This window comes from Pseudomonas sp. EMN2 (assembly GCF_009650555.1).
GTDB lineage: Bacteria > Pseudomonadota > Gammaproteobacteria > Pseudomonadales > Pseudomonadaceae > Aquipseudomonas > Aquipseudomonas sichuanensis.
On the sequence record NZ_VZZR01000033.1, the window covers coordinates 1 to 20767 of the forward strand.

21 protein-coding genes are annotated in these 20767 nt (G+C 65.3%); 10 read left to right on the top strand and 11 right to left on the bottom strand.

The genetic code is table 11. From position 1 onward, the window contains the following. Window positions 1-14: 14 nt before the first annotated feature. The 6 genes from F6X61_RS11015 to F6X61_RS11040 all read right to left on the bottom strand — a co-directional run bounded on the left by F6X61_RS11015 (window position 15) and on the right by F6X61_RS11040 (window position 5674). Window positions 15-1055 (bottom strand): GlxA family transcriptional regulator, encoded by a 1041-nt coding sequence (locus tag F6X61_RS11015; protein ID WP_153786671.1) that lies wholly within the window; start codon window positions 1053-1055, stop codon window positions 15-17. A gap of 62 nt (window positions 1056-1117) precedes the next feature. Next, window positions 1118-1972 carry a proline/glycine betaine ABC transporter permease gene (locus F6X61_RS11020; protein ID WP_153786672.1) on the bottom strand — a complete coding sequence of 285 codons (855 nt, stop codon included), beginning with the start codon at window positions 1970-1972 and terminating at the stop codon, window positions 1118-1120. After that, window positions 1959-2810 (bottom strand): proline/glycine betaine ABC transporter permease, encoded by an 852-nt coding sequence (locus F6X61_RS11025; protein ID WP_153786673.1) that lies wholly within the window; start codon window positions 2808-2810, stop codon window positions 1959-1961. The genes F6X61_RS11020 and F6X61_RS11025 overlap by 14 nt, the downstream gene beginning before the upstream one ends. Beyond that, window positions 2807-3901, bottom strand: coding sequence for a glycine betaine/L-proline ABC transporter ATP-binding protein (locus F6X61_RS11030; RefSeq protein ID WP_153786674.1), 1095 nt, complete (start codon window positions 3899-3901; stop codon window positions 2807-2809). Before F6X61_RS11030 ends, F6X61_RS11025 begins: the two co-directional genes overlap by 4 nt. A gap of 75 nt (window positions 3902-3976) precedes the next feature. Next, window positions 3977-4828 (bottom strand): glycine betaine ABC transporter substrate-binding protein, encoded by an 852-nt coding sequence (locus F6X61_RS11035; RefSeq protein ID WP_153786675.1) that lies wholly within the window; start codon window positions 4826-4828, stop codon window positions 3977-3979. Between the two features lie 153 nt (window positions 4829-4981). Next, on the bottom strand, window positions 4982-5674 hold the full coding sequence (locus tag F6X61_RS11040) for a GntR family transcriptional regulator (RefSeq protein ID WP_153786676.1): 693 nt from the start codon (window positions 5672-5674) through the stop codon (window positions 4982-4984). A 408-nt stretch (window positions 5675-6082) separates the two neighbouring features. Here F6X61_RS11040 and F6X61_RS11045 point away from each other — a divergent pair, with 408 nt between their 5' ends. The 5 genes from F6X61_RS11045 (at window position 6083) to F6X61_RS11065 (ending at window position 12192) form a co-directional block, all read left to right on the top strand. Next, entirely contained in the window at window positions 6083-6808 is a 726-nt protein-coding gene (locus F6X61_RS11045) for a GntR family transcriptional regulator (RefSeq protein ID WP_110992473.1), read from the top strand. Window positions 6809-6896: 88 nt separating this feature from the next. Next, window positions 6897-8216 (top strand): FAD-binding oxidoreductase, encoded by a 1320-nt coding sequence (locus F6X61_RS11050; RefSeq protein ID WP_153786677.1) that lies wholly within the window; start codon window positions 6897-6899, stop codon window positions 8214-8216. A gap of 186 nt (window positions 8217-8402) precedes the next feature. Beyond that, a complete protein-coding gene (locus F6X61_RS11055; RefSeq protein ID WP_153786678.1) occupies window positions 8403-9731 on the top strand; it encodes an MFS transporter in 1329 nt (442 codons plus the stop codon). Between the two features lie 66 nt (window positions 9732-9797). Beyond that, window positions 9798-10700 (top strand): dihydrodipicolinate synthase family protein, encoded by a 903-nt coding sequence (locus F6X61_RS11060; protein WP_153786679.1) that lies wholly within the window; start codon window positions 9798-9800, stop codon window positions 10698-10700. Between the two features lies 1 nt (window position 10701). Then, window positions 10702-12192: an aldehyde dehydrogenase gene (locus tag F6X61_RS11065; RefSeq protein ID WP_153786680.1), complete on the top strand. Its 1491-nt coding sequence runs from the start codon at window positions 10702-10704 to the stop codon at window positions 12190-12192. Window positions 12193-12338: 146 nt separating this feature from the next. On the opposite strand, the gene F6X61_RS11070 is transcribed toward F6X61_RS11065, so the two are convergent. Both F6X61_RS11070 and F6X61_RS11075 read right to left on the bottom strand, forming a co-directional pair. Then, complete coding sequence (locus tag F6X61_RS11070) at window positions 12339-12809, bottom strand: RNA methyltransferase (protein ID WP_046856681.1); 471 nt, start codon at window positions 12807-12809, stop codon at window positions 12339-12341. Between the two features lie 72 nt (window positions 12810-12881). Then, complete coding sequence (locus F6X61_RS11075) at window positions 12882-13247, bottom strand: YajD family HNH nuclease (RefSeq protein WP_110992478.1); 366 nt, start codon at window positions 13245-13247, stop codon at window positions 12882-12884. A 132-nt stretch (window positions 13248-13379) separates the two neighbouring features. Here F6X61_RS11075 and F6X61_RS11080 point away from each other — a divergent pair, with 132 nt between their 5' ends. Further along, window positions 13380-13658, top strand: a complete 279-nt coding sequence (locus F6X61_RS11080) for a hypothetical protein (RefSeq protein WP_153786681.1) — start codon at window positions 13380-13382, stop codon at window positions 13656-13658. On the opposite strand, the gene F6X61_RS11085 is transcribed toward F6X61_RS11080, so the two are convergent. Together F6X61_RS11085 and F6X61_RS11090 are read right to left on the bottom strand one after the other, a co-directional pair. Further along, a complete protein-coding gene (locus F6X61_RS11085; RefSeq protein ID WP_153786682.1) occupies window positions 13655-14128 on the bottom strand; it encodes a cyclic nucleotide-binding domain-containing protein in 474 nt (157 codons plus the stop codon). The genes F6X61_RS11080 and F6X61_RS11085 overlap by 4 nt on opposite strands. 159 nt (window positions 14129-14287) lie before the next feature. Beyond that, window positions 14288-16324: a S9 family peptidase gene (locus tag F6X61_RS11090; RefSeq protein WP_153786683.1), complete on the bottom strand. Its 2037-nt coding sequence runs from the start codon at window positions 16322-16324 to the stop codon at window positions 14288-14290. Between the two features lie 196 nt (window positions 16325-16520). Between F6X61_RS11090 and F6X61_RS11095 the strand changes: the two genes are divergently transcribed. From F6X61_RS11095 to F6X61_RS11105, 3 genes are read left to right on the top strand one after another with little or no spacing between them, the layout of a single operon-like run. Further along, entirely contained in the window at window positions 16521-17030 is a 510-nt protein-coding gene (locus tag F6X61_RS11095; RefSeq protein WP_153786684.1) for an MFS transporter, read from the top strand. Between the two features lie 16 nt (window positions 17031-17046). Further along, the gene (locus tag F6X61_RS11100; RefSeq protein WP_110992483.1) at window positions 17047-17820 is read left to right on the top strand and encodes a class II glutamine amidotransferase; all 774 of its coding nucleotides are present in this window, start codon (window positions 17047-17049) and stop codon (window positions 17818-17820) included. A 9-nt stretch (window positions 17821-17829) separates the two neighbouring features. Then, a complete protein-coding gene (locus tag F6X61_RS11105; RefSeq protein WP_153786685.1) occupies window positions 17830-18351 on the top strand; it encodes a DUF2937 family protein in 522 nt (173 codons plus the stop codon). Between the two features lie 86 nt (window positions 18352-18437). Here the strand turns inward: F6X61_RS11105 and F6X61_RS11110 are convergent, their stop codons facing one another. After that, on the bottom strand, window positions 18438-19349 hold the full coding sequence (locus F6X61_RS11110) for a LysR family transcriptional regulator (RefSeq protein WP_153786686.1): 912 nt from the start codon (window positions 19347-19349) through the stop codon (window positions 18438-18440). A gap of 128 nt (window positions 19350-19477) precedes the next feature. Here F6X61_RS11110 and F6X61_RS11115 point away from each other — a divergent pair, with 128 nt between their 5' ends. Beyond that, complete coding sequence (locus tag F6X61_RS11115) at window positions 19478-20764, top strand: MFS transporter (protein WP_153786687.1); 1287 nt, start codon at window positions 19478-19480, stop codon at window positions 20762-20764. The last annotated feature ends 3 nt before the right edge of the window (window positions 20765-20767 follow it).

The window sequence follows — 20767 nt, forward strand, 5'->3', positions numbered from 1 at the left end:
GCCCCGCGATGCTTTCAAGTGTTTTCGCGCTTGGGCGCTTTCACACAGCCAAACCGCTTCTCCCGCGATGGGCTGTAGCCAAAGAACGACGCATAGCACTTGCTGAAATGGCTGGCCGAGACGAACCCGCAGGCCACCGCCACATCCAGGATCGGCAGGTCGGAATACTGCAGCAGCCGTCGGCTTTCGGTAATCCGCAGCTCCAGGTAATAGCGCACCGGCGTGGTGCCCAGTTGATGCTGGAACAACCGCCCGATCTGGCGCTTGGAGCGGCCCACATAGTCGGCCAGTTGGTCCTGGCTCAACGGCTCTTCAAGGTTGGCGCTCATCAGGTTGATCGCCTCGCGCAGGGGCTCGCTGATGTTGGCCTGCGGCGCCGGCGTGGCGCGCTTGTAGCGTGACGCCTCGAAAGCCAGGATCGCGCCGATCCCTTCGGCCAGCTCGCTGCCACGCAGGCGGCCGAGCCATTCCTGCACCATGCCGAATGCCCCGCCGGGGCTGGCGGCGCTGAGGCGGTCGCGGTCAACCACGAAACTGTCGCTCGAAACCTGGCTGTGCCGGGCGATCTCGGCCACCGCGCCGCGATGCTCCGGGTGCACGGCGCAGCGGTGGCCATCGAGCAGCCCGGCCTGGCCGAGGAACCAGGCACCGTTCCACAGCCCGCCCAGGGCCACGCCTTTGCGGGCCAGGGCCTGCAGCAGGCCGGCCAGTTCCGCTGTTGCCGTCAGTGCGGTACGCAACCCGCCACACACCACGAACAGGTCCAGCGGCTGTTCCAGGCTGTGGGCCATGGCCCCGGCGGGGCAGATGACGATGCCCAGGTCGCTGGTGACCGAGCTGCCATCCAGGCTGAAGGTCGTACTTGCGCAGGCGTCGGGCTGGATCAGGTTGGCAGTGACCAGCGTGTCCAGGGCCTGGGTAAAGGCCGGCAGGGAAAAGTGCTCCAGCAGCAGAAAACCCACGCGGGCCTGCTGGCCGGTGGGCTGTACTGCGTTGCCGGTGAACCGTGAGTTGTGCCCTTGCAGGGCGCTGCTGAAGTGTCGTGTCGGGAGCAACGGGTGTTTCTCTTGCTGGCAGGTTGAAAGACGGCGGGCACTGTCGCCCGCCGCGTGTAGGTTCAATGGGCGGGCAGGGCTCCCCGGCGTCGTTGCAGCAGGCCGCGGGACAAGCGGTCGAGCAGCAGCGCCACGGCCACGATGGCCAACCCCGCGCGCAGGCCCAGACCCATTTCCATGCGGGTCAAGCCGCGGGTCACTTCCGCGCCCAGGCCGCCGGCACCGACCAGCCCGGCCAGCACCACCATGGCCAGCGACAGCAGGATGCACTGGTTGAGGCCCACCAGCAGGGTGGGCAGGGCGCTGGGCAGTTCGATCTTGAGCAGGATGGTGCGTGGCGTGGCGCCGGTGGCCTGGCCGAGTTCGAGCAGGTCCTTGGGCACCTGGCGAAAGCCCAGGCTGGTCAGGCGCAGCATCGGCGGGATGCCATAGATGATGGTGGCGATGATCGCCGGCACCTTGCCCAGGCTGAAGATGATCACGGCCGGGATCAGGTACACCCAGGGCGGCACGGTCTGCATGATGTTCAGCAGCGGGCCGATGGCGTTGTCGAAGCGCTTGACCCGCGCCGCCAGGATGCCCAGCGGGAAGGCGATGGCCACGGCGATCAGCACCGCTACCGAGACCAGGGCGATGGTCTGCATCGACGCGGTCCAGAAACCGCTGCCCCAGCAGAAGCCCAGCAGCACGCCGGCCAGCAGCGCATTGCGCAGGCTGATGAACAGCGCGGTGAGCCCGCACACCATGGCGATCAGTGCCCAGGCCGGCGGCAGCAGCAGCGCCGCTTCGATGGCGCCGAGCACCGTTTCGACGAAGTGGCTGATGGCGACGAACAGGCCGTGCAGGTTGGCGTTGAGCCAGTCGAACACGGGGGCCAGGTAGGCGCCGGGGGAAAGGTTCAGCTCAGTGAGTGTCATGGCCGGTCTCCTGGCGGGTGCCGCTCTGGGCGAGGCGGTCGAGGATCAGGGTCAGCACCACGATGGCGATGGCGGCGTTGATCGAACGGGCGATGTCCAGGGTGCGGATGGCGGTGTAGATCACCTCGCCCAGCCCGCCGGAGCCGACGATGCCGGCGATCACCACCATGCCGAAGGCCATCATCAGGCTCTGGTTGATGCCGGTCATGATGCTCGGCAGGGCGAACGGCAGGCGGATCTTGACGAACTGCTGCCAGCCGGTGGTGCCGCTGGCGTGGCCCAGCTCGATGAACACCTTGGGCGTCATGCGGATGCCCAGCGCGGTCAGGCGCACCACCGGCGGCACGGCGACGATGAAGGTGGCCACCAGCGCGGTGCCGGCGCCATAGCCGAGCAGGGCGATGGCCGGCAGCAGGTAGATGTACGGCGGCAGGGTCTGGATCAGGTCCATCACCGGTTCGCTGATGCGGTACAGGGTGGGTGACAGGCCGGCGGCCACGCCGCAGGGGATGCCCACCAGCAGCGCCAGGCTGGTGGCGGTCAACACCAGCGCCAGGGTGCTCATGGTCTGCGGCCACAGGCCCATCAGCGCGCACAGCAGCAGCGCGGCCAGGGTGCCGAGGGCAAAGCGTCGCCCGGCCAGGCGCCAGGCCAGCAGGGCGAACAGCACGGCGACCACGTAGAAGGGCGCCAGGGTGGTCACGGCCAGCACCGCTTCGTACAGCGCCTTGAGCACGTCGTTGACTGCGTCGAACAGCTGCGAGGCGTTGTCCGACAGCCACATCAGGCCGTTGTCGACGGTTTCGTCGAAGGCAGTGGCAAAGTCGGCGGGGTTCATGCCGAGCCCTCCCGCGAAGTGGGCACCGCGTGCAGCGGGGTTTCCGGTGGCACGCCCTGCACCGCGCGCAGCAGGGCGCGCTGGCTGATCACGCCCACCAGCACGCCGTTGTCGCGGATGCCCACGGCATCCTGCCCCGAGCGGATCAGCAGGTTGATCAGGGTGTCCAGGTCGCTGTCGGGGCTGGCGCATTCCAGGTGGTCGAGGCTCTCGCCACGCGGCGGCGGCTGCATGATCGAGTGGGCCTTGACCAGGTGCAGGCGCGAGATGCCGGCGACGAACTCGGCCACGTAGTCGTCGGCCGGGCTGAGCACGATGTCCTCGGCGGTGCCTTCCTGGATGATCACCCCGTCTTTCATGATGGCGATGCGATCGCCGATGCGGATCGCTTCCTCCAGGTCGTGGGTGATGAACACCGCCGACTTGCCCAGCGACTTGGTCAGTTGGCGGAATTCGTCCTGCAACTGGCGGCGGATCAGCGGGTCGAGGGCGCTGAACGGCTCGTCCATGAGGATCACTTCCGGGTCGGAGGCGATGGCCCGGGCCAGGCCGACGCGCTGCTGCATGCCGCCGGACAGTTCTGCCGGGTAGCGATTGGCCCAGTCGCTCAGGCCCACCTTGGCCAGCGCACGGCCGGCCACCTCATGCCGCTCGGCCTTGCCCACGCCTTGCACTTCAAGGCCGAAGGCGGCGTTTTCCAGCACCGTGCGGTGCGGCAGCAGGGCGACGCTCTGGAACACCATGCCGATGTGTTTGGCGCGCACGTCGCGCAGGGCGGCGGCATCGAGCCTGGCGATATCCCGGCCCTTGACCAGCACTTCGCCGCTGGTGGGGGTGATGAGCCGGTTGAGCAGGCGGATCAGCGTGGACTTGCCACTGCCGGACAGGCCCATGATGCAGAAGATCTCACCGCGACGGACCTGCAGGCTGACGTCCGAGACGCCCACCACGCAGCCGTATTCCTGGAGGATCTGGGTCTTGCTCAGGCCGCGCTCGCGGTAGGCCTGCAGGGCGGCCGGCGCGCGGTCGCCGAAGATCTTCCAGACGCCGCGGCAATCGACCAGTGTTTCAACAGCATGTTCAGTATTCATAGGTGCACCCGAACCAGAGTCTTCTGGTGTGTTCTTGTGTCAAGTTCGGCAGTGGCGAAAAGGCTGTGGCGTGAATCAGTATTTTTTGATGTTTTCCCAGCGCTTGAGCAGGTCGGCATGTTTGTCGGCCCAGTCCTTGACCGCGTCGTCCATGGTCTTGCCATCCTTCACCGCGCCGTTGATGGCGGTGATGTCGGCCAGGGGCACATAGACGCTGGCGATCACTTCACGGGCCTGAGGATTGGCGGTAGAGAAACCTTTCTGGCCGACCCAGTAGTAGCCCTGGGGTGGGGCGAAGGCGCCTTTGGGGTCCTTGAGGAACTTGATGTCGTATTTCTGCGCCATCCAGGACGGCTCCCACAGGGTCACGGCCACCCATTCCTTACGGTCGACGGCCGACTTGAGCGCGGCAGTCATGGCCGCGGTGCTGCCTTCGAGCAGGTTGAGCTTGAGGTCGTAGGCCTTCACCGCGTTGGCGGCTTCGTTCATCAGGCCCGAACCGGGCTCGATGCCGACGATCTTGTTGCCGAACTTGTCGGCGTTTTCATTGAGCTGCTCGATCGAGTCGATGGTCACGTACTTGGGCACGGCAATGGCCTGGTACAGGCCGTGGGATACCGGCGAGATCTTCTCCAGGCGGTTCTTGTTCTTGTTCCAGTAGTCCTGGGCCACGTAGTCGATCTGCGAGGCGAGGATCTGCACATCGCCCTTGCCCAGTGCTGCGTAGGCGATGCCCCATTCGGAGAACGAGGTCACTTCGACCTTGTAGCCGGCGTCTTCCAGGACTTTCTTGGTGATGCCGGTGATGGGCGTGAGGTCTTCCCAGGACAGGGTGCCCATCTTGATGACCTTGTCGTCGGCGTGGGCCTGGCACAGGCCGAGGCCAACCAGGGTCAGTGCGCAAAGCGCCTTGCGGATGCGGTTCATGTGGTGCTCCTTCGAGGTGTCGTATGGGCTTTGGAGGCCCTTATGTGTTGTTGTCGTTGTTGAATTTCACCTGCGCAGCTCCGCCGCCGGGCCGAAGCCCGCCAGGGGTGCGTACTACCAAGTCCGTTGTTCGCCGGGCACCGCCCGGAGCGCTCAGGGGCCGCCGATGCCGCTGGCCAGGTCGTCGACCAGCCCTTGCGGGGCGATGTACAGCTGCATGTTGCAGCGCGACAGTTCCCAGTGTTCGAACACCAGGTCGACCACCGCGCCTTCGTCATGCCGGTCGAAGGCCTCGATGAAACCGTCGTGGTGTTCCACGGCCAGGGCCAGGTGGCGTTCCATCTCGCTGTTGCGCGGGCGGAAGAAGGTATGGCCGATGCGTGCGTGGTCGATCAGCAGGCGGCCGAGGCTGGGTTCCAGGTAAGGGTTGCCCGACATCTGGCCCATGATTTCGTGGAAGCGGTTGTTGGCCACCACCATGGTGCGGGCGTCGTGCTCGGCACTGGCACGGCGGAAGCGCTCCTGGGTGGCGCGCAGGTCGCGCAGCTGGCCCGGCTTGTAGTTGTGCACCGCCAGGCGGCCGATGGCGGCGTAGACCATGGGCGCGACCAGGAAGAAGTTGCGCAGGGTCGAGTGGTTCATCGGCGCCACCCGGGCGCCACGGTTTTCCTGGATGTCGAGGTAGCCTTCGCCGGCCAGGCGGCGGAACACCTCGCGGACCGGGGTTCGCGACAGGCCGTAGCGCTCGCTCAGGCCCAGTTCGTCGAGCACCTGGTCGGGGTCCAGCTCCATGGTCAGGATCTGGTTTTTCAGATCCTCGTACAGATCGTTCTTGCCGCTTCTCATGAAGACCCCCGCTGCGCTGACACCCGGAGTGATGGCTGTTTTGCAGCAGACTCGCACGGGATCGGAGGGCGGTCAATCGCATTGTATTCTTTCTGTATACTTAAAAAATTCAGCAAGAATACTCAGCGACCCAAGCTATTCATGGGCTTGCGTGCGGGAGGGTGGGTGATCACCGGGCGCAAAATCGTCGTTGATGGGCATGATTTTGTCGTCGATGGATAAGCGCCTGCATTCAGGCCCGTTCCAGCGCGGGTAAACAGCGGATGTGGTCAAATACCCACAGCGCGCAACGGGTGTTTTCGACACTTCAACCGCTCATCGAAAAAGCTGTAGACACATTGTCTAACGCTACCCTATAGTCATTATACAAATTGTAGACACAGACCTATGACAAGCAAAAAGGCCTCCATGAAAGCCAACGTCGATGTCCAACCCACCACTGGCGATGCGCCGCTCGACCGCAAGGGTGTCCTCGCCGACGCCCTGCGCCGGCGCATCCTCAGCATGGAGTTGGCGCCGGGCGCGGTGGTCGATGAACTGGCGATGTGCGAAGAGTTCGGCCTGTCGCGGCCACCGGTGCGCGAACTGCTGCGCCAGATCGCGGCCGAGGGCTACATCGAGCTGGAGGCCAACCGCGCCCCCCGTGTGGCGGCAATGAACCACGACTCGCTGCACAGCTTCTTTTTGGCCGCGCCGCTGATCTACATCGCCACCACGCAGCTGGCGGCGACCCATGCCACCGCGCAGGAAATCGAAGGTTTGAAGGCGATCCAGGCCCAGTTCCGCCAGGCCATCGAAACCCAGGACGTGGAAAACCGCGTGCTCTACAACGATGCCTTCCACCTGGAAATCGGCAAGATGGCGCACAACGACTACCTGATGCCGAGCCTGCGCCGGTTGCTGATCGACCATACCCGCCTGGGCAAGATCTTCTACCGCCACCCGACCACCGATGACATGCAGCGCGACCTCGAGCTGGCCTGCACCCAACACGATCAGATGATCGAGGCGATCGAACGCCGCGATCCGGAAACCGCCGGGCAGCTGGTGCGCGAGCACTTCGAGCTGTCCCGTCGCCGCATGGCCGAATACGCGGCGCCCCAGGGAATGGAAGTGGCACTGGCCTTGACGTGAAACTCACCGCCACCCCATCACCCGGCAGGAGGCCGGCAGGGCGGGCGTGATGAGGAACAGAAGCTAAAAACAACATCTGGTTCCTGAAATGACAAAGATCACCTCGTTGCCCGCCGACGACAGTACGTGCGGTTGGTATCACCTGAGCAAAGGGCGGCGCATCAAGGCGCCGCACAGCGGCCACAGCACGGCGCGCTGGGTTGTGGTCGGTGCCGGTTTCACCGGCCTTGCCGCGGCACGCCAGCTGGCGCTGAACTTCCCCGACGAGCAGATCGTGCTGCTGGAGGCTCAGGAGGTTGGCTTCGGCTCGTCCGGGCGTAACGCCGGGTTCGCCATCGATCTGCCCCACGATATCGGCGCCGACGACTACATCGGCGACATCGGCGTGGCCCGCACGACGCTCAAGCTCAACCTCAGTGGTCAGTCGTATCTCAAGGAACTGGTGGAGCGCTACCAGATCGATTGCCAGATGAAGCACTGCGGCAAGTACCAGGCCGCCGTCGAGCCCCGCGGCATTGCCGTGCTCGAAGCCTACCGCCGTGGCCTGGACAAGCTCGACCAGCCGTACCAGATGATCGAGGCCAGCGAACTGCCCGAGCACATCGGCACCCACTTCTATCGCAAGGCCCTGTTCACCCCGGGCACCTCGCTGATCCAGCCGTCGGCGCTGGTCAAGGGTCTGGCCGACAACCTGCCGGCCAACGTCACCCTGTACGAGCGCACGCCGATCACCGAGGTCGAGTACGGCAACAAGACCGTGCTGCGCCACGCCAACGGCTCGATCACCACCGACAAGCTGGTGCTGACCACCAACGCCTTCGGCATGAGTTTCGGCTTCCTCAAGGGCCGCATGCTGCCGGTGTTCACCTATGCCAGCCTGACCCGGCCGATGACGGCCGAAGAACAGGCGCGCCTGGGCGGCAAGCCTTACTGGGGCGTGATCCCCGCCGACCCGTTCGGCACCACGGTGCGGCGCACCCCGGACAACCGCCTGCTGATCCGCAACAGTTTCAGTTTCAACCCCGACGGCCGGGCCAACGGCAAGTACCTGGAGCGCTTTGCCTTGCGCCATCGCGATTCGTTCGAGCGGCGTTTCCCGATGCTGTCCGGCATGCCGTTCGAATACACCTGGGGCGGCGCACTGGCGATGTCGCGCAACCACATGGGTTACTTCGGCGAGCTGGCGCCCAATGTATACGGCGCCCTGTGCTGCAACGGCCTGGGCGTGACCCGCGGCACGGCCACCGGCAAGTTGCTGGCCGACTGGCTGGCGGGTGAAAAGAACGAACTGATCGACTTTGTGCGCAATGCCCCAGGGCCTTGCGCCAACCCGCCGGCGGCCTTGGTGTCGCTGGGCCTGAACCTCAACCTGAAGTGGGGCCAGTACCGGGCCGGGCAAGAAAGTTGAATTGAATTAAAGCGTTGTAACTGACGGTTTATTTGCTGGGTCATCGCGACCCGGCCTGCGGTTTCTATTGCGTGCTGTTTTCCGCCCGAAGTGCAACTTCGGGTTCACGGTGCTGAAGTTTCTTTCAGCGGCGCGGGTTCGCTCGGGCGGAATTCAGGGTGCGTTTGATGGTGGCAGGAGAAAATAATGACAACTAACAATGTATCTATCGAAGATGTACCGCTTAATCGCTTTCACCAATTGCTCACCTTGCGTTCGGGCGGCGGCTCGTTCGTCGACGGTTATGTACTGAGCATCATTGGCGTGGCCATGGTGCAGATGGCCGCCGGCCTTGCCCTGAGCAGTTTCTGGCAAGGCATGATCGCCGCCTCGGCGCTGATCGGGATCTTCTTTGGCGGTTTCCTCGGCGGTTGGTTGACCGACCGCTTTGGCCGCAAGCGCGTGTTCTTCGTGGGGCCGGTGCTGTTCATCCTGGCCTCGGTCAGCCAGTACTGGGTCGAGTCCGGGCTGGTGCTGTTCCTGCTGCGCTTCGTGGTGGGCATTGCGGTGGGTATCGAGTACCCGGTGGCCACTTCGCTGCTGGTGGAGTTCCTGCCCAAGAAGAACCGCGGCCCGCGCCTGGCCACCCTGACCATCCTCTGGTTCGCCGGTGCTGCGTTCGCCTACATCCTCGGTGATTTCCTGCTGCGCAATGGCGGTGACGATGCCTGGCGCTTGGTGCTGGCCAGCCCGGCACTGATCGGCGCACTGCTGTTCCTGATCCGCCTGGGCACCCCCGAGTCGCCGCGCTGGCTGCTCAGCAAGGGCCGCGCCAGTGAAGCCGAAGCGGTGATCAAGGGCGTCTACGGCAGTGGTTTCTCGCTGCGCAACCTGCCCGAGGAGCCAGAGCAGAAGAAGCTGTCGTTCCTCAGCCTGCTGCACTCGGGCTATGGCAAACGCATGATGTTCGTCGCCGTGTTCTGGTCCTGCTCGGTGATCCCGGTGTTCGCCGTGTACGCCTTCGCCCCCAAGGTGCTGGGCGCGCTCAACCTCAAGGGCGACTGGGCTTCGTTCGGCTCGGTGGCGATCACCTTGCTGTTCGTGGTCGGCTGCATCATCGCCACGCGCCTGATCAACAGCATGGGCCGGCGCAACATGCTGATCCACAGCTTTTTCTGGTCGGGCCTGGCCCTGCTGGGGCTGGGGGTGTTCCACGCTGGGTCCGAAGTGCTGATCCTCGGCCTGTTCGGCGCCTACGCCTTGTTCATCGGCGGTGCCCAGGTGCTGCAGCTGGTCTACCCGAACGAGCTGTTCCCCACCGAAATCCGCGCCAACGCGGTGGGCGTCGGTACCTCGCTGTCGCGCGTCGGCGCGGCGGTCGGCACCTGGCTGGTGCCCATGGTGCTGGATAGCCACGGCATCGCCTTCACCATGTATGCCGCGGCCGCCGTCACCCTGATCGGGCTGGTGGTGTCCTACGCCCTGGCCCCGGAAACCCGCTCGCTGAACCTGCAGCAGGCAGCGTCGCTGGCTTGATTCGTCACACCGCGCCGGGTGTGACCGGCGCGGCCTGAAACCTTGCGTTCACTGGAGAACCTCATCGTGAAATTCGAAGGCATCTACACCCCGGCAATCACCCCCCTGGCCGCCGACGGCTCGATCGACAAGGCAGCCTTTGCCGATGTTCTGGAATACCTGGTCGAGTCGAAGATCCACGGCGTGATCATTGGTGGCTCCACCGGCGAGTACTACGCCCACACCACCCAGGAGCGCGTCGAACTGGCCGCCCAGGCCAAGGACGTGCTCAATGGCCGCCTGCCGCTGATCGTCGGCACCGGTGGCATCCGCACCGAAGACGCGGTGGCCTTCGCCAGCCACGCCAAAGAGATCAAGGCCGATGCGCTGCTGGTCGGCACCCCGCCGTACGCGCTGCCGACCCAGCAGGAAATCGCCCTGCATGTGAAAGCGGTCGACGCCGCCGCCGGCCTGCCGATCATGCTCTACAACTACCCGGGCCGCATGAGCGTGAGCATGGGCGAGGAATTCTTCGACGCCGTGGCCGACGTGAAGAACATCGTCGCCATCAAGGAAAGCTCCGGCGACATGGCCCAGCTGCACCGCCTGGCCATCCAGCGCCCGAACATCCAGCTGTCGTGCGGCTGGGACGACCAGGCCCTGGAGTTCTTCGCCTGGGGTGCGAAAAGCTGGGTTTGTGCAGGTTCCAACTTCATCCCGCGCGAGCACGTGGCCCTCTACGAGGCCTGCGTGATCGAGAAGAACTTCGACAAGGGCCGCAAGATCATGGCCGCCATGATGCCGCTGATGGACTTCCTCGAAGGTGGCAAGTTCGTCCAGGCGATCAAGAACGGCGTGGCCCTCAACGGCCTGAAGACCGGCGGCGTGCGCAAGCCGCTGTACGACCTGGACGCTGGCGAAAAGCAAGAGCTGGCGCGGGTGGTCACTGAACTCAAGCGCACCATTGCCCAGATCACCGGAGGTGCCTGAAATGGCTGACTTGTTGAGCAAGGATCAATACGCGGCCATCGCCGCCGACCTGCAACTGCGCACCAAGGCGTTCATCGACGGTGAGTTCCGCGATGCCATCTCGGGCCGCACCTTCGTCACCAGCAACCCGGCCACCGGCAAGCAGTTGGCTGAAGTCGCCGCCTGCGATGTCAACGACGTCGATGTGGCTGTTGCGGCAGCCAAGCGCGTGTTCGAAGCGGGCACCTGGTCGAAGATGCAGCCGAACGACCGCAAGCACGTGCTGCAGAAGTTCGCCCAACTGCTCGAAGACAACGCCCACGAGCTGGCGGTGCTGGAAGCGCTGGACAGCGGCAAGCCGGTCAGCGAGTGCCAGACCGTCGATGTGCCGGAAACCATCCACACCATCCGCTGGCATGCCGAGCTGATCGACAAGATCTACGACGCCACCGCCCCGACCGGCAACGCTGCCGTGACCATGGTGGTGCGTGAAGCCATCGGCGTGGTCGGCCTGGTGCTGCCGTGGAACTTCCCGCTGCTGATGCTGGCCTGGAAGATCGCCCCGTCGCTGGCTGCCGGTTGCTCGATCGTGGTCAAGCCGGCCAAGGAGACCACCCTCAGCGCCCTGCGCGTGGCAGAGCTGGCCCATGAAGCCGGTATCCCGGCCGGTGTGTTCAACCTGGTGCCTGGCGGTGGCCGTGAAGTGGGCGAGGCCATTGGCCGGCACATGGACATCCCGATGGTCAGCTTCACCGGCTCCACCGACACTGGCCGGCTGTTCCTGAAGTACGCCGCCGAGTCCAACCTCAAGCGCATCGTGCTGGAGCTGGGTGGCAAGAACCCGGCCGTGGTCATGAACGACTGCGAAGACCTGGACGAGGTGGCTCAGTTCGTTACTGCCGGCGCGTTCTGGAACATGGGCGAGAACTGCTCGGCGTCCTCGCGCCTGATCGTCCACAAGGACGTCAAGGACGAGCTGCTGAGCCTGATCGGCAAGCACCTGAAGGACTGGAAACTGGGTGATCCGCTGGACCCGGACAACCGCCTGGGCGCGATGGTCAGCAAATCGCACTTCGAGAAGGTCAAGTCGTACCTGGAGTACGCCGCAGAGCAGAAACTCAAGGTTGTCCAGGGTGGCGAGACCGAGCAGGGCGTGTTCGTGCAGCCGACCATCGTCGATGGCGTGGCCCGCGACAACAAACTGTTCGTCGAGGAGATCTTTGGCCCGGTGCTGAGCGTGACCAGCTTCGAGACCATTGACGAAGCCATCGAACTGGCCAACGACACGGTCTACGGCCTGGCCGCCTCGGCCTACACCGGCAGCCTGCGCAATGCGCTGCGTCTGTCGCGGGAGATCCGCGCGGGTGTGGTGACGGTGAACTGCTTCGGCGAAGGTGACGTCACCACGCCGTTCGGTGGTTACAAGGAGTCTGGCTTTGGTGGTCGCGACAAGTCCATCTGGGCCCACGACCAGTACACGGAGCTCAAGACCATCTGGATCAACGCTTCGTAAAAGAGCAGTACCGGTGCTGTTCTGACGGAGTTCGGCACCGCCACTGGCCTCATCGCGGGGCAAGTCGCATCGGCGCACCGCCGCTCCCACGAGGTCCACGAAAACCTCGTGGGAGCGGGCTTGCCCCGCGATAGGGCCAGACCTGCTTACTTGAACTTCGGCCCCGACCGGGTATTCAAGCCCTTGGCCATGCGGTCATACAGCACCACATTCACCGTCGCCGCCAGGTTCATGCAGCCCTGGGTCGGAATATAGATGGTCTCTTCGCACCACCCCCGCACATCCTCGCTCAGCGAGCCATCCTCAGGCCCAAAGATGTAGATCGCTCGATCCGGGTGGGTGTACTCCGGCAGCGGCCTTGCACCGTCCACCAGCTCCACCGCCACCGGCGTGCAACCCAGCGGGATGATGCGCTGCAGGTCGTCGATGCCGATCAGCGGAATGTCGTAGTGCACGCGCTTGGTGTCGGTGACGAAGTCGCGGGCGCGCTCGTAGCGCTTGCCGGTGTAGAACACCGAATTGACCCCGTAACAGCCTGCCGCACGCATCACCGAACCGACGTTCTCGGCGGATTTGGGGTTGAACAGGCCGATGCAGCTGTACCGTTTGTTCGCCACGAGGTCGGGCCCTTCGCAAAAAAGAGCGCGATTATACGGGGTCGCCGACGCGGTGGGGGCGGGAATCGACGTTCAGTCTTTTTTCAGCAGGCTCGCCAGCCCGGCGAACGGGTTATGGGTGGCCACGGCGGTTTTCGGCGAGCTCAGCGAGCCTTCGCTGAAATACTGCTGGTCGGTGTAGCGCGAGTGCTCGTTGTCGTGGCAGTACAGGCACAGCAGTTCCCAGTTCGAGCCGTCCTGGGGGTTGTTGTCGTGGTTGTGGTCACGGTGGTGCACGGTCAGTTCCGACAGGCGCTTGCCGGAAAACTCGCGGGTGCAGCGGCCGCACACGTGGGGGTACATCTTCAGCGCCTTGTCGCGGTAGCCCATTTCCTTGTCGCGCTTGGCGTCGGCGAGGATGCGGTCGAGGCGGGCGGTGGCAGCGGAGGTGGAGCTCATGGTGTTACCTTTTTTCTGATCAGGCGAATGACGGTTATAGCGTCGAGTCTAGCGCGCCTGTGGCGTCAGCGGACAGGCAAAAACGCAAGGTTCGGCCTAGCCTGTAGCAAGGTTCCCGACAGGAGGTGGCAGATGTTGCATGCGATCCTCGCCGCGCTGCTGAGCGCAGCCACCCCCATGGCCGATGCCGCCGGCCAGCAGGCCGGCCCCCTTACGCCCGCGCCCGGTGCGCCCGGCACCGCGACCCCTACACCGTATCCGCAGATCACCCCGAGCACGCCGCCCAAGGCCGGCGCCAACCGCCCCGGTGCACCGCTGTTACCGCCCATGCCGGTGCCTGGGCCGCCGAAGGACCAGCCATTGCCCGGGCTGAATCAGGACCCGCCGAAAACTCCGGGCAAGGGCAACTAGACCTGGCGTGCCAGGCTTTGCCCGTCCTGCATGCGCAAGCGCTTGGACAACGCCACCGCCAGGGCGCGGATGATGCGTGCGGCGATGCGCGGCGCGTCCATCAGCATTTTTTCCAGTGAGTCCTTGCCCAGGGTGAGCAATTGGCAATCGCTGGCCGCGACGCAGGTGGCCGAGCGCCGCTCACCGTCGAGCACGGCCATTTCGCCGAAGGCACGGCCCTTGCGCAGGGTGGCGATCTCCACCAGGGCGCCGCTGGCGTCGGTCTTGCGCACCGAGACCACGCCGCGGTGCAGGATGCACATGAACGTGCCGGCATCGCCTTCGCTGAAAATGGTCTGGCCTTCGGTGATGCTGGTGAGGCTGAAATAGCCGGCGGCGGCAAGGTAGTCGCCGGGTTGCAGGGTGTCGAACTGGCCGCAGTCCATGAGCATGTCGCGGATTTCGGCGTTGAGGTGGGATTGGTCGGGCATGTGTTGTTCTTCTTCGAATGTCTTGATCCCTGTGGGAGCGGGTTTACCCGCGAATGCTGCAGTGGCTTCACTGACGCTTTCGCGGGTGAACCCGCTCCCACAAGGGCCGTTTCACCTTCATGTCGGGTGACCGAACCCTATGACAACCAAAAACGCGTTTTACACCACACCCAGCTCATTGAAGACGAACGCATATTCCAGCGCCACGTCGCGCAGCCCCTGGTAACGCCCGCTCATGCCGCCGTGGCCGGCGCCCATTTCGGTCTTGAGCAGCAGCAGGTTGCTGTCGGTCTTGCGCGTGCGCAGGCGCGCCACCCACTTGGCCGCTTCCCAGTACTGCACGCGGCTGTCGTTGTAGCCGGCGATCACCAGCATGGCCGGGTAGGCCTGAGCCTTGACGTTCTCGTAAGGCGCGTAGGCCTTGATCCGTTCATAGACCTCGGGCTCTTCGGGGTTGCCCCATTCGTCGTACTCGGTGACGGTCAGCGGCAGCTCCGGGTCGAGCATGGTGTTGAGCACGTCGACGAACGGCACTTCGGCGATGGCGCAGCGGAACAGCTCCGGGCGCAGGTTGAGCACCGCGCCCATCAGCAGCCCGCCGGCGCTGCCGCCGCTGATGGCCAGGCGCTCGCGGGCGGTGATGCCCTCGCTGATCAGGTGCTCGGCGCAGGCGATGAAGTCGTCGAAGCTGTTGTGCTTGTGCTCCTGCTTCCCGGCCCGGTACCAGGCCTCGCCCAGCTCGCCGCCGCCGCGCACATGGGCGATGGCGAAGGCCACGCCGCGCTCCAGCAGGCTCAGGCGGGCATGGGAGAACCAGGGGTCGAGGCTTTCGCCGTAGGCGCCGTAGCCGTAGAGATAGAGCGGCACGGTCTTGCCCAGGTCGGCGCGGCGGCGCACCAGGCTGATCGGCACGCGGGTGCCGTCCTTGGCCACTGCCCACAGGCGCTGGCTGACATAGTCGTCGGCATCGAAAGCGCCCAGCACCGGGGTCTGCTTGAGCACGGCCTGCTCACCCGTGGCCAGCTCCAGCTGGCGCACCTGGGCCGGGCGATTGAGGGCTTCGTAGCGCAGGCGGATACGCGTGCTGGCGAACTCCAGGCTGTCCTGCACGTACAGGCTGTAGGCCGCGTCCGGCAGCTCCACGCGGTAGGCCGGCAAGCCTTGCGGGCGCACCTCGATGATCGGCAGGCCACCTTCGCGCAGGCTCAGGCTCAGGGCCGAAGCGTTGAGGCTCACGCCTTCGAGCATGATGTCGTCGCGGTGCGCGACCAGCAGCTGCCAGTCGGCGCGGGTCGGTACCTGGTCGGCCGGGGCGTGGTACAGGGCGAAGTTGATGCCGTCCTGGTTGCTGCGGATGAACCAGCGCCACTGGCCGTCGAGTTGGCCGTGGTCGGGGAAGTATTCGTGGCCTTCGACCCGTGGCGCCAGGCAGGTGAACGCGGCCTGCGGCGTGGCGGCGTCCAGCACCCAGGCCTCACTGGTGGTCTTGCTGTTGAGCAGCAGCACCAGCTGGCGTTCGGAGCTGGCGCGGTAGCAGTGCAGGAAGAAGCGGCCGTCGGGCTCTTCGAACACAGTGGTGGCATCGGCCTCGCCGAGGGTGTGGCGGCGCAGGCGCCAGGGGCGGTGGGTGTCGTCCAGTTCGGCGAAGAACAGCGTCTGGCTGTCGTTGGCCCAGGTCATGCTGCCGTCGCAATCGTCGAAGGGCAGGGTGGTCAGCGCGCCGTTGACCAGGTCCTTGACGTACAGGGTGTAGATCTCGTCGCCGCTGGTGTCGAGGCTGTAGGCCAGCAGGCGGTGGTCGGGGCTGATGTTGAATGCGCCGAGGGCCAGGAAGCCGCCATTGGCCAGGGCGTTGGGGTCGAGCAGCAGTTCTTCGCGGCTTTCATCCACCGTGTTGCTGTCATCCGCCGGGCGCGGGCAGCGGTAGTGGCGCGGGTACTCGTCGCCGGCGGTGGTGCGGGTGTAGTACAGGTACGGGCCCCAGGGCGAGGGTAGCGACAGGTCGGTCTCGAGGATACGGCCCTTGATCTCTTCGAACAGTTGCTCGCGCAAGCTGGCCTGGTCGGCCAGGCAGGCCTCCTGATAGGCGTTTTCCGCGTTCAGGTAGGCCAGTACTTCGGGGGTGTCGCGGTCTTGCAGCCAGGCGTAGGGGTCGGTGCCGGGGGCCTGGTGGGCGACGGGGGGCATGATTGGCATTCGGTGTCTCAATGATTGAAGGCAGCCTGTGCCGGCCATTTCGCGGGTAAACCCGCTCCCACAGGTAATGCGCAATCCCTGTGGGAGCGGGTTTACCCGCGAAGCAGCCGGCGCGGTTCCTGAATGGGAGAGGGGGCGCCTGCGCCGGTAAAAGTGTTTATCATAGGCGTCTCTTTGCCTGGCATGCACGAACACCATGACCGAACACGACTATCTGTTGGCCTGGGGCCTCTACGCCGTCGCCGCCCTGGGTTGCCTGCTGGTGGCCTGCAAGCTCACCGGCTGGATGTGGCGCTGGCTGCGCGAGCCGCTGCGGGTGATCGTCGCCGTGCTGCTGTTCAGCCCGACCATCGTCGACCCGGTCAAGGACAGCTTCGCCCCGGCCATTGCCATCACCGCGCTGGACCTGGCCTTCAAGGTCGGCAACAACGCCTGGCGCGCCGCCTCGGACCTGGCCATGTACGGCATGATCGCCTTCGCCCTGTACCTGGTCTTCGTGCTGATCCGCTGGCCGCTGGAAAAACGCGCCGGCGAGCGCCGTGCCCAGCGTGAGGCCGCGGCCCAGCGCCAGGCCAAGGAAGATGACGAGGCGCCGGCCCTGGCCCCGGTGGCCGCCGACCGCAACGACCGTTACCGCGATGAACCGGCCCCTGCTCCCGTGCGCCGTTCCGGCCCGGGCCAGGGCCGCGTAGAACCCCGTCTGTAAACCAGGAGCCGCGAACATGTGCGAACTGCTGGGCATGAGTGCCAATGTCCCCACCGATATCGTCTTCAGCTTCACCGGCCTGATGCAGCGCGGTGGCCGCACCGGCCCGCACCGCGACGGCTGGGGCATCGGTTTCTACGAAGGGCGCGGCCTGCGCCTGTTTCAGGACCCGGCGGCGAGCAGCGAGTCGGAGGTGGCCAACCTGGTGCAGCGCTACCCGATCAAGAGCGAAGTGGTCATCGGCCATATTCGCCAGGCCAACGTCGGCCGGGTGTGCCTGTCCAACACCCATCCGTTCGTGCGCGAACTGTGGGGCCGCAACTGGTGCTTCGCGCACAATGGCCAGTTGGGCGAGTTCAGCGGCCAACGCACCTTCTATCGGCCGATCGGCGACACCGACAGCGAAGCGGCCTTCTGCGACCTGCTCAACCGCGTGCGCGAGGCGTTCCCCGAGCCGGTCGAGGTCGAGCAGCTCGTGCCGGTGCTGGTCGAGGCCTGCGCCGAATACCGTGGCAAGGGCGTGTTCAACTGCCTGCTCAGTGACGGCGACTGGCTGTTCTGTTTCTGCTCCACCAAGCTGGTGCACATCACCCGCCGGGCCCCGTTCGGCGCCGCGCGCTTGAAGGATGTCGACCTGATCGTCGATTTCCACACGCAAACCACTCCCAACGACGTGGTCACGGTAATCGCCACCGAAGCCCTGACCGAGAACGAGACCTGGAACCGCTACGAGCCGGGCCAATGGGCCCTGTGGCGCCATGGTGAGTGCGTCGCCCACGGCCAGAGCTAAGGACGCTCCATGTTCAGAAGCTACCTGCGTTTGCTGTTGTTCACCTTCGGCCTGCTGGCCGGTATCCAGGTGCCCGGGCTGGTCAAGGACTACAGCCAGCGGGTCGAGGCGCACCTGCTGGAATCGCGCCAGGCGCTCGACGGCTTCCGCCAGACCGCCCAGCGTTTCTTCAACGGCGACCTGCAGGCGCTGGTGCAGCATTACCGCAGCAGCGATGACCCGGTGTTCAACAGCGATGCCAACAGCATCGAAAGCCTGCTGATCCGCAACCAGCTGCTGGAGCACGAGTGGCAGGCGCTGCAGGGCTCGTGGGTGAGCCGCAGCTGGCATGTGCTGGTGCAGCCGGAACCGGCGCTGCGTGAAGAGACGCTCAAGGGCTACAGCTACCAGATCCTGCTGGTGCCCGAGGCGATCGGCTGGGGGATTGGCGCCGGGTTCGTGCTGGCGTTCGTGGTCGAGAGCCTGTTGCTGGTGGTCGGCTGGGTGATCCTGGGGGGGCGGCGCAAGGTGGTCAAAGAGAGCTGGCGCTAGTCCTTGCCGGCCCAATCGCGGGGCAAGCCCGCTCCCACGCTGCCAGTTCAAGGCGTGGGAGCGGGCTTGCCCCGCGATTGGGCCCTTCAGACCAACACAATCCGCTGCCCCCCTACATCCCGCGCATAGCGCTCCAGCACCTGCCGGCATACCCCCACCACCTCGTCCACCAGCGCCACCCCGGTCTGCCAGGCCACCACCAGCTCCAGACTCGGCGGTGGCTGCAACCCCTCCAGCAGCACCAGTTCACCCCGGCTCAACTCGCTGTCCACCAGCGCCGGCGGCAGCGCGCCGATGCCGAAGCCATCGCGCAGCAAGCGGGTGATGGCCGCCACCGAGTTCACGCAGTTCAACCGCGGCGCCTCGGCCCCTGCACCCTGCAACAGGCTGAGCACCTCCTGGTGAGGCCGTGAATTCTTCGAGAAGGTGACGATGCGTTCGCGGCCCAGTTCAGCCAGCGACGCATAGTCACGGTGGTGGATGGAGCCGGCGGCAACGATCCAGCCCATGGGATAACGCGCCAGGTCCAGGCTGCGGATCGACGGCTCGCGCAGCAGGTCGGTCTGCAGGATCACGTCGAGAAAGCCCTTGTGCAGCTGTTCGCGCAGGTTCAGCGCGGTGTCGGCCACCAGTTCGATCTCCACCTGCGGGTAGCGCTCGGTCAGCTCCGCCACCAGCGCGCTCATCCAGGTGTGGATCACCGTGTCCATCACCCCCAGGCGAATCCGCCCGGTCTTGGCGCGGTCGCTGTCCAGCGACTGCTTCATGGCCTTGGCGGTGTCGAGCATGCGCTCGGCGTATTCGAGCACCTTGCCGCCCTCGGGCGTCAGGCTGACCCCGCGCGAGTCGCGCAACAGCAGCTTCACCCCAAGGTCGGCCTCCAGCGCGGCGATGCGGCTGGACACCGAGGCCTGGGTGGTGAACAGCTTCTCGGCGGTGAGGCGAAAGCTCTTGAGCCGGGCGACCCAGACGAAGGTTTCGAGGAAACGAAGGTTCATGATCAGTTTTTCTTGTTCCAGACCGGCGGATTTTCTCGTTGGACGCTGGAGGCGTTGGCTCTGAACATGGCAGTCAGGCCGCGACCTCGACGTCGCCCGTAAAACAATACCAACAAGCCGAGGCATACATGAACCCGACCGGCGTGCAGCAGCAGGCCCCCGCCCGATCCTCGAGCGGCCCCTTCGCCTGGTACCGCGACATCGACTCCCAGCAACGACGCACCTTCTGGAGCTGCAAGATCGGCTATGGCCTGGATGGCATGGACACCCAGATGCTCAGTTTCGTCGTGCCCACTCTGATCATGCTCTGGGGCATCAGCACCACCGAGGCCGGGTTGATCCACACCAGCACGCTGATCGCCTCGGCCCTGGGCGGCTGGATCGCCGGTATCCTCTCCGACCGCATCGGCCGGGTACGCACCCTGCAACTGACGGTGCTGTGGTTCGCTTTCTTCACCTTCCTCTGCGGCTTCGCCCAGAACTACGAGCAGCTGCTGATCGCCCGCACCCTGATGGGCTTCGGCTTTGGCGGCGAATGGACTGCCGGCGCGGTGCTGATCGGCGAGGTGATCCGCGCCCAGGACCGCGGCAAGGCGGTGGGCATGGTGCAGTCGGGCTGGGCCATCGGCTGGGGCCTGACCGCCATCCTCTATGCGCTGCTGTTCTCCTGGTTGCCACCTGAACAAGCCTGGCGCGCGCTGTTCCTGCTCGGCCTGCTGCCGGCGCTGTTCGTGATCTTCGTGCGCCGCCTGGTCAAGGACCCGGAGGTCTACCGCGAAGCCAAGGCCGCCGAACGCGCTGCCGAGCCCTCGCACTTCTACGAGATCTTCGCCCCCGGCATGCTCTGGATTACCGTGCGCGCTTCGCTGCTGACCACCGGCGCGCTCGGCGGTTACTACGCCATCACCTCGTGGCTGCCGACTTTCCTCAAGAACGAGCGCGGCCTGAGCGTGCTCGGCACCGGCGGCTACCTGGCCACGGTGATCGTCGGCTCCTACATCGGCTACGTGGTCAGCGCGTACCTGTCCGACCTGCTGGGGCGCAAGAAGAACTTCATCCTGTTCGCCGTGGGTTCGTTCATCATCGTGCTGCTCTACACCCAGCTGCCGGTCAGCAATGACGTGATGCTGTGGCTGGGCCTGCCGTTGGGCTTCTTCGCCTCGGGCATCTTCAGCGGCATGGGCGCCTTCCTCACCGAACTGTTCCCCACCCGCATCCGCGGCTCGGGGCAGGGCTTCTGCTACAACATCGGCAAGGTCTTCGCGGCATTGTTCCCGCTGCTGATCGGCCTGCTCAGCCAGAAGGTACCGCTGGGTCTTGGCATTGGCGCCTTCGCCGCGGTGTCCTACGGCGTGGTGATCCTGGCGGCGCTGAGCTTGCCGGAAACCCGCGGCAAACAACTGCAGGCACGCTAAGGT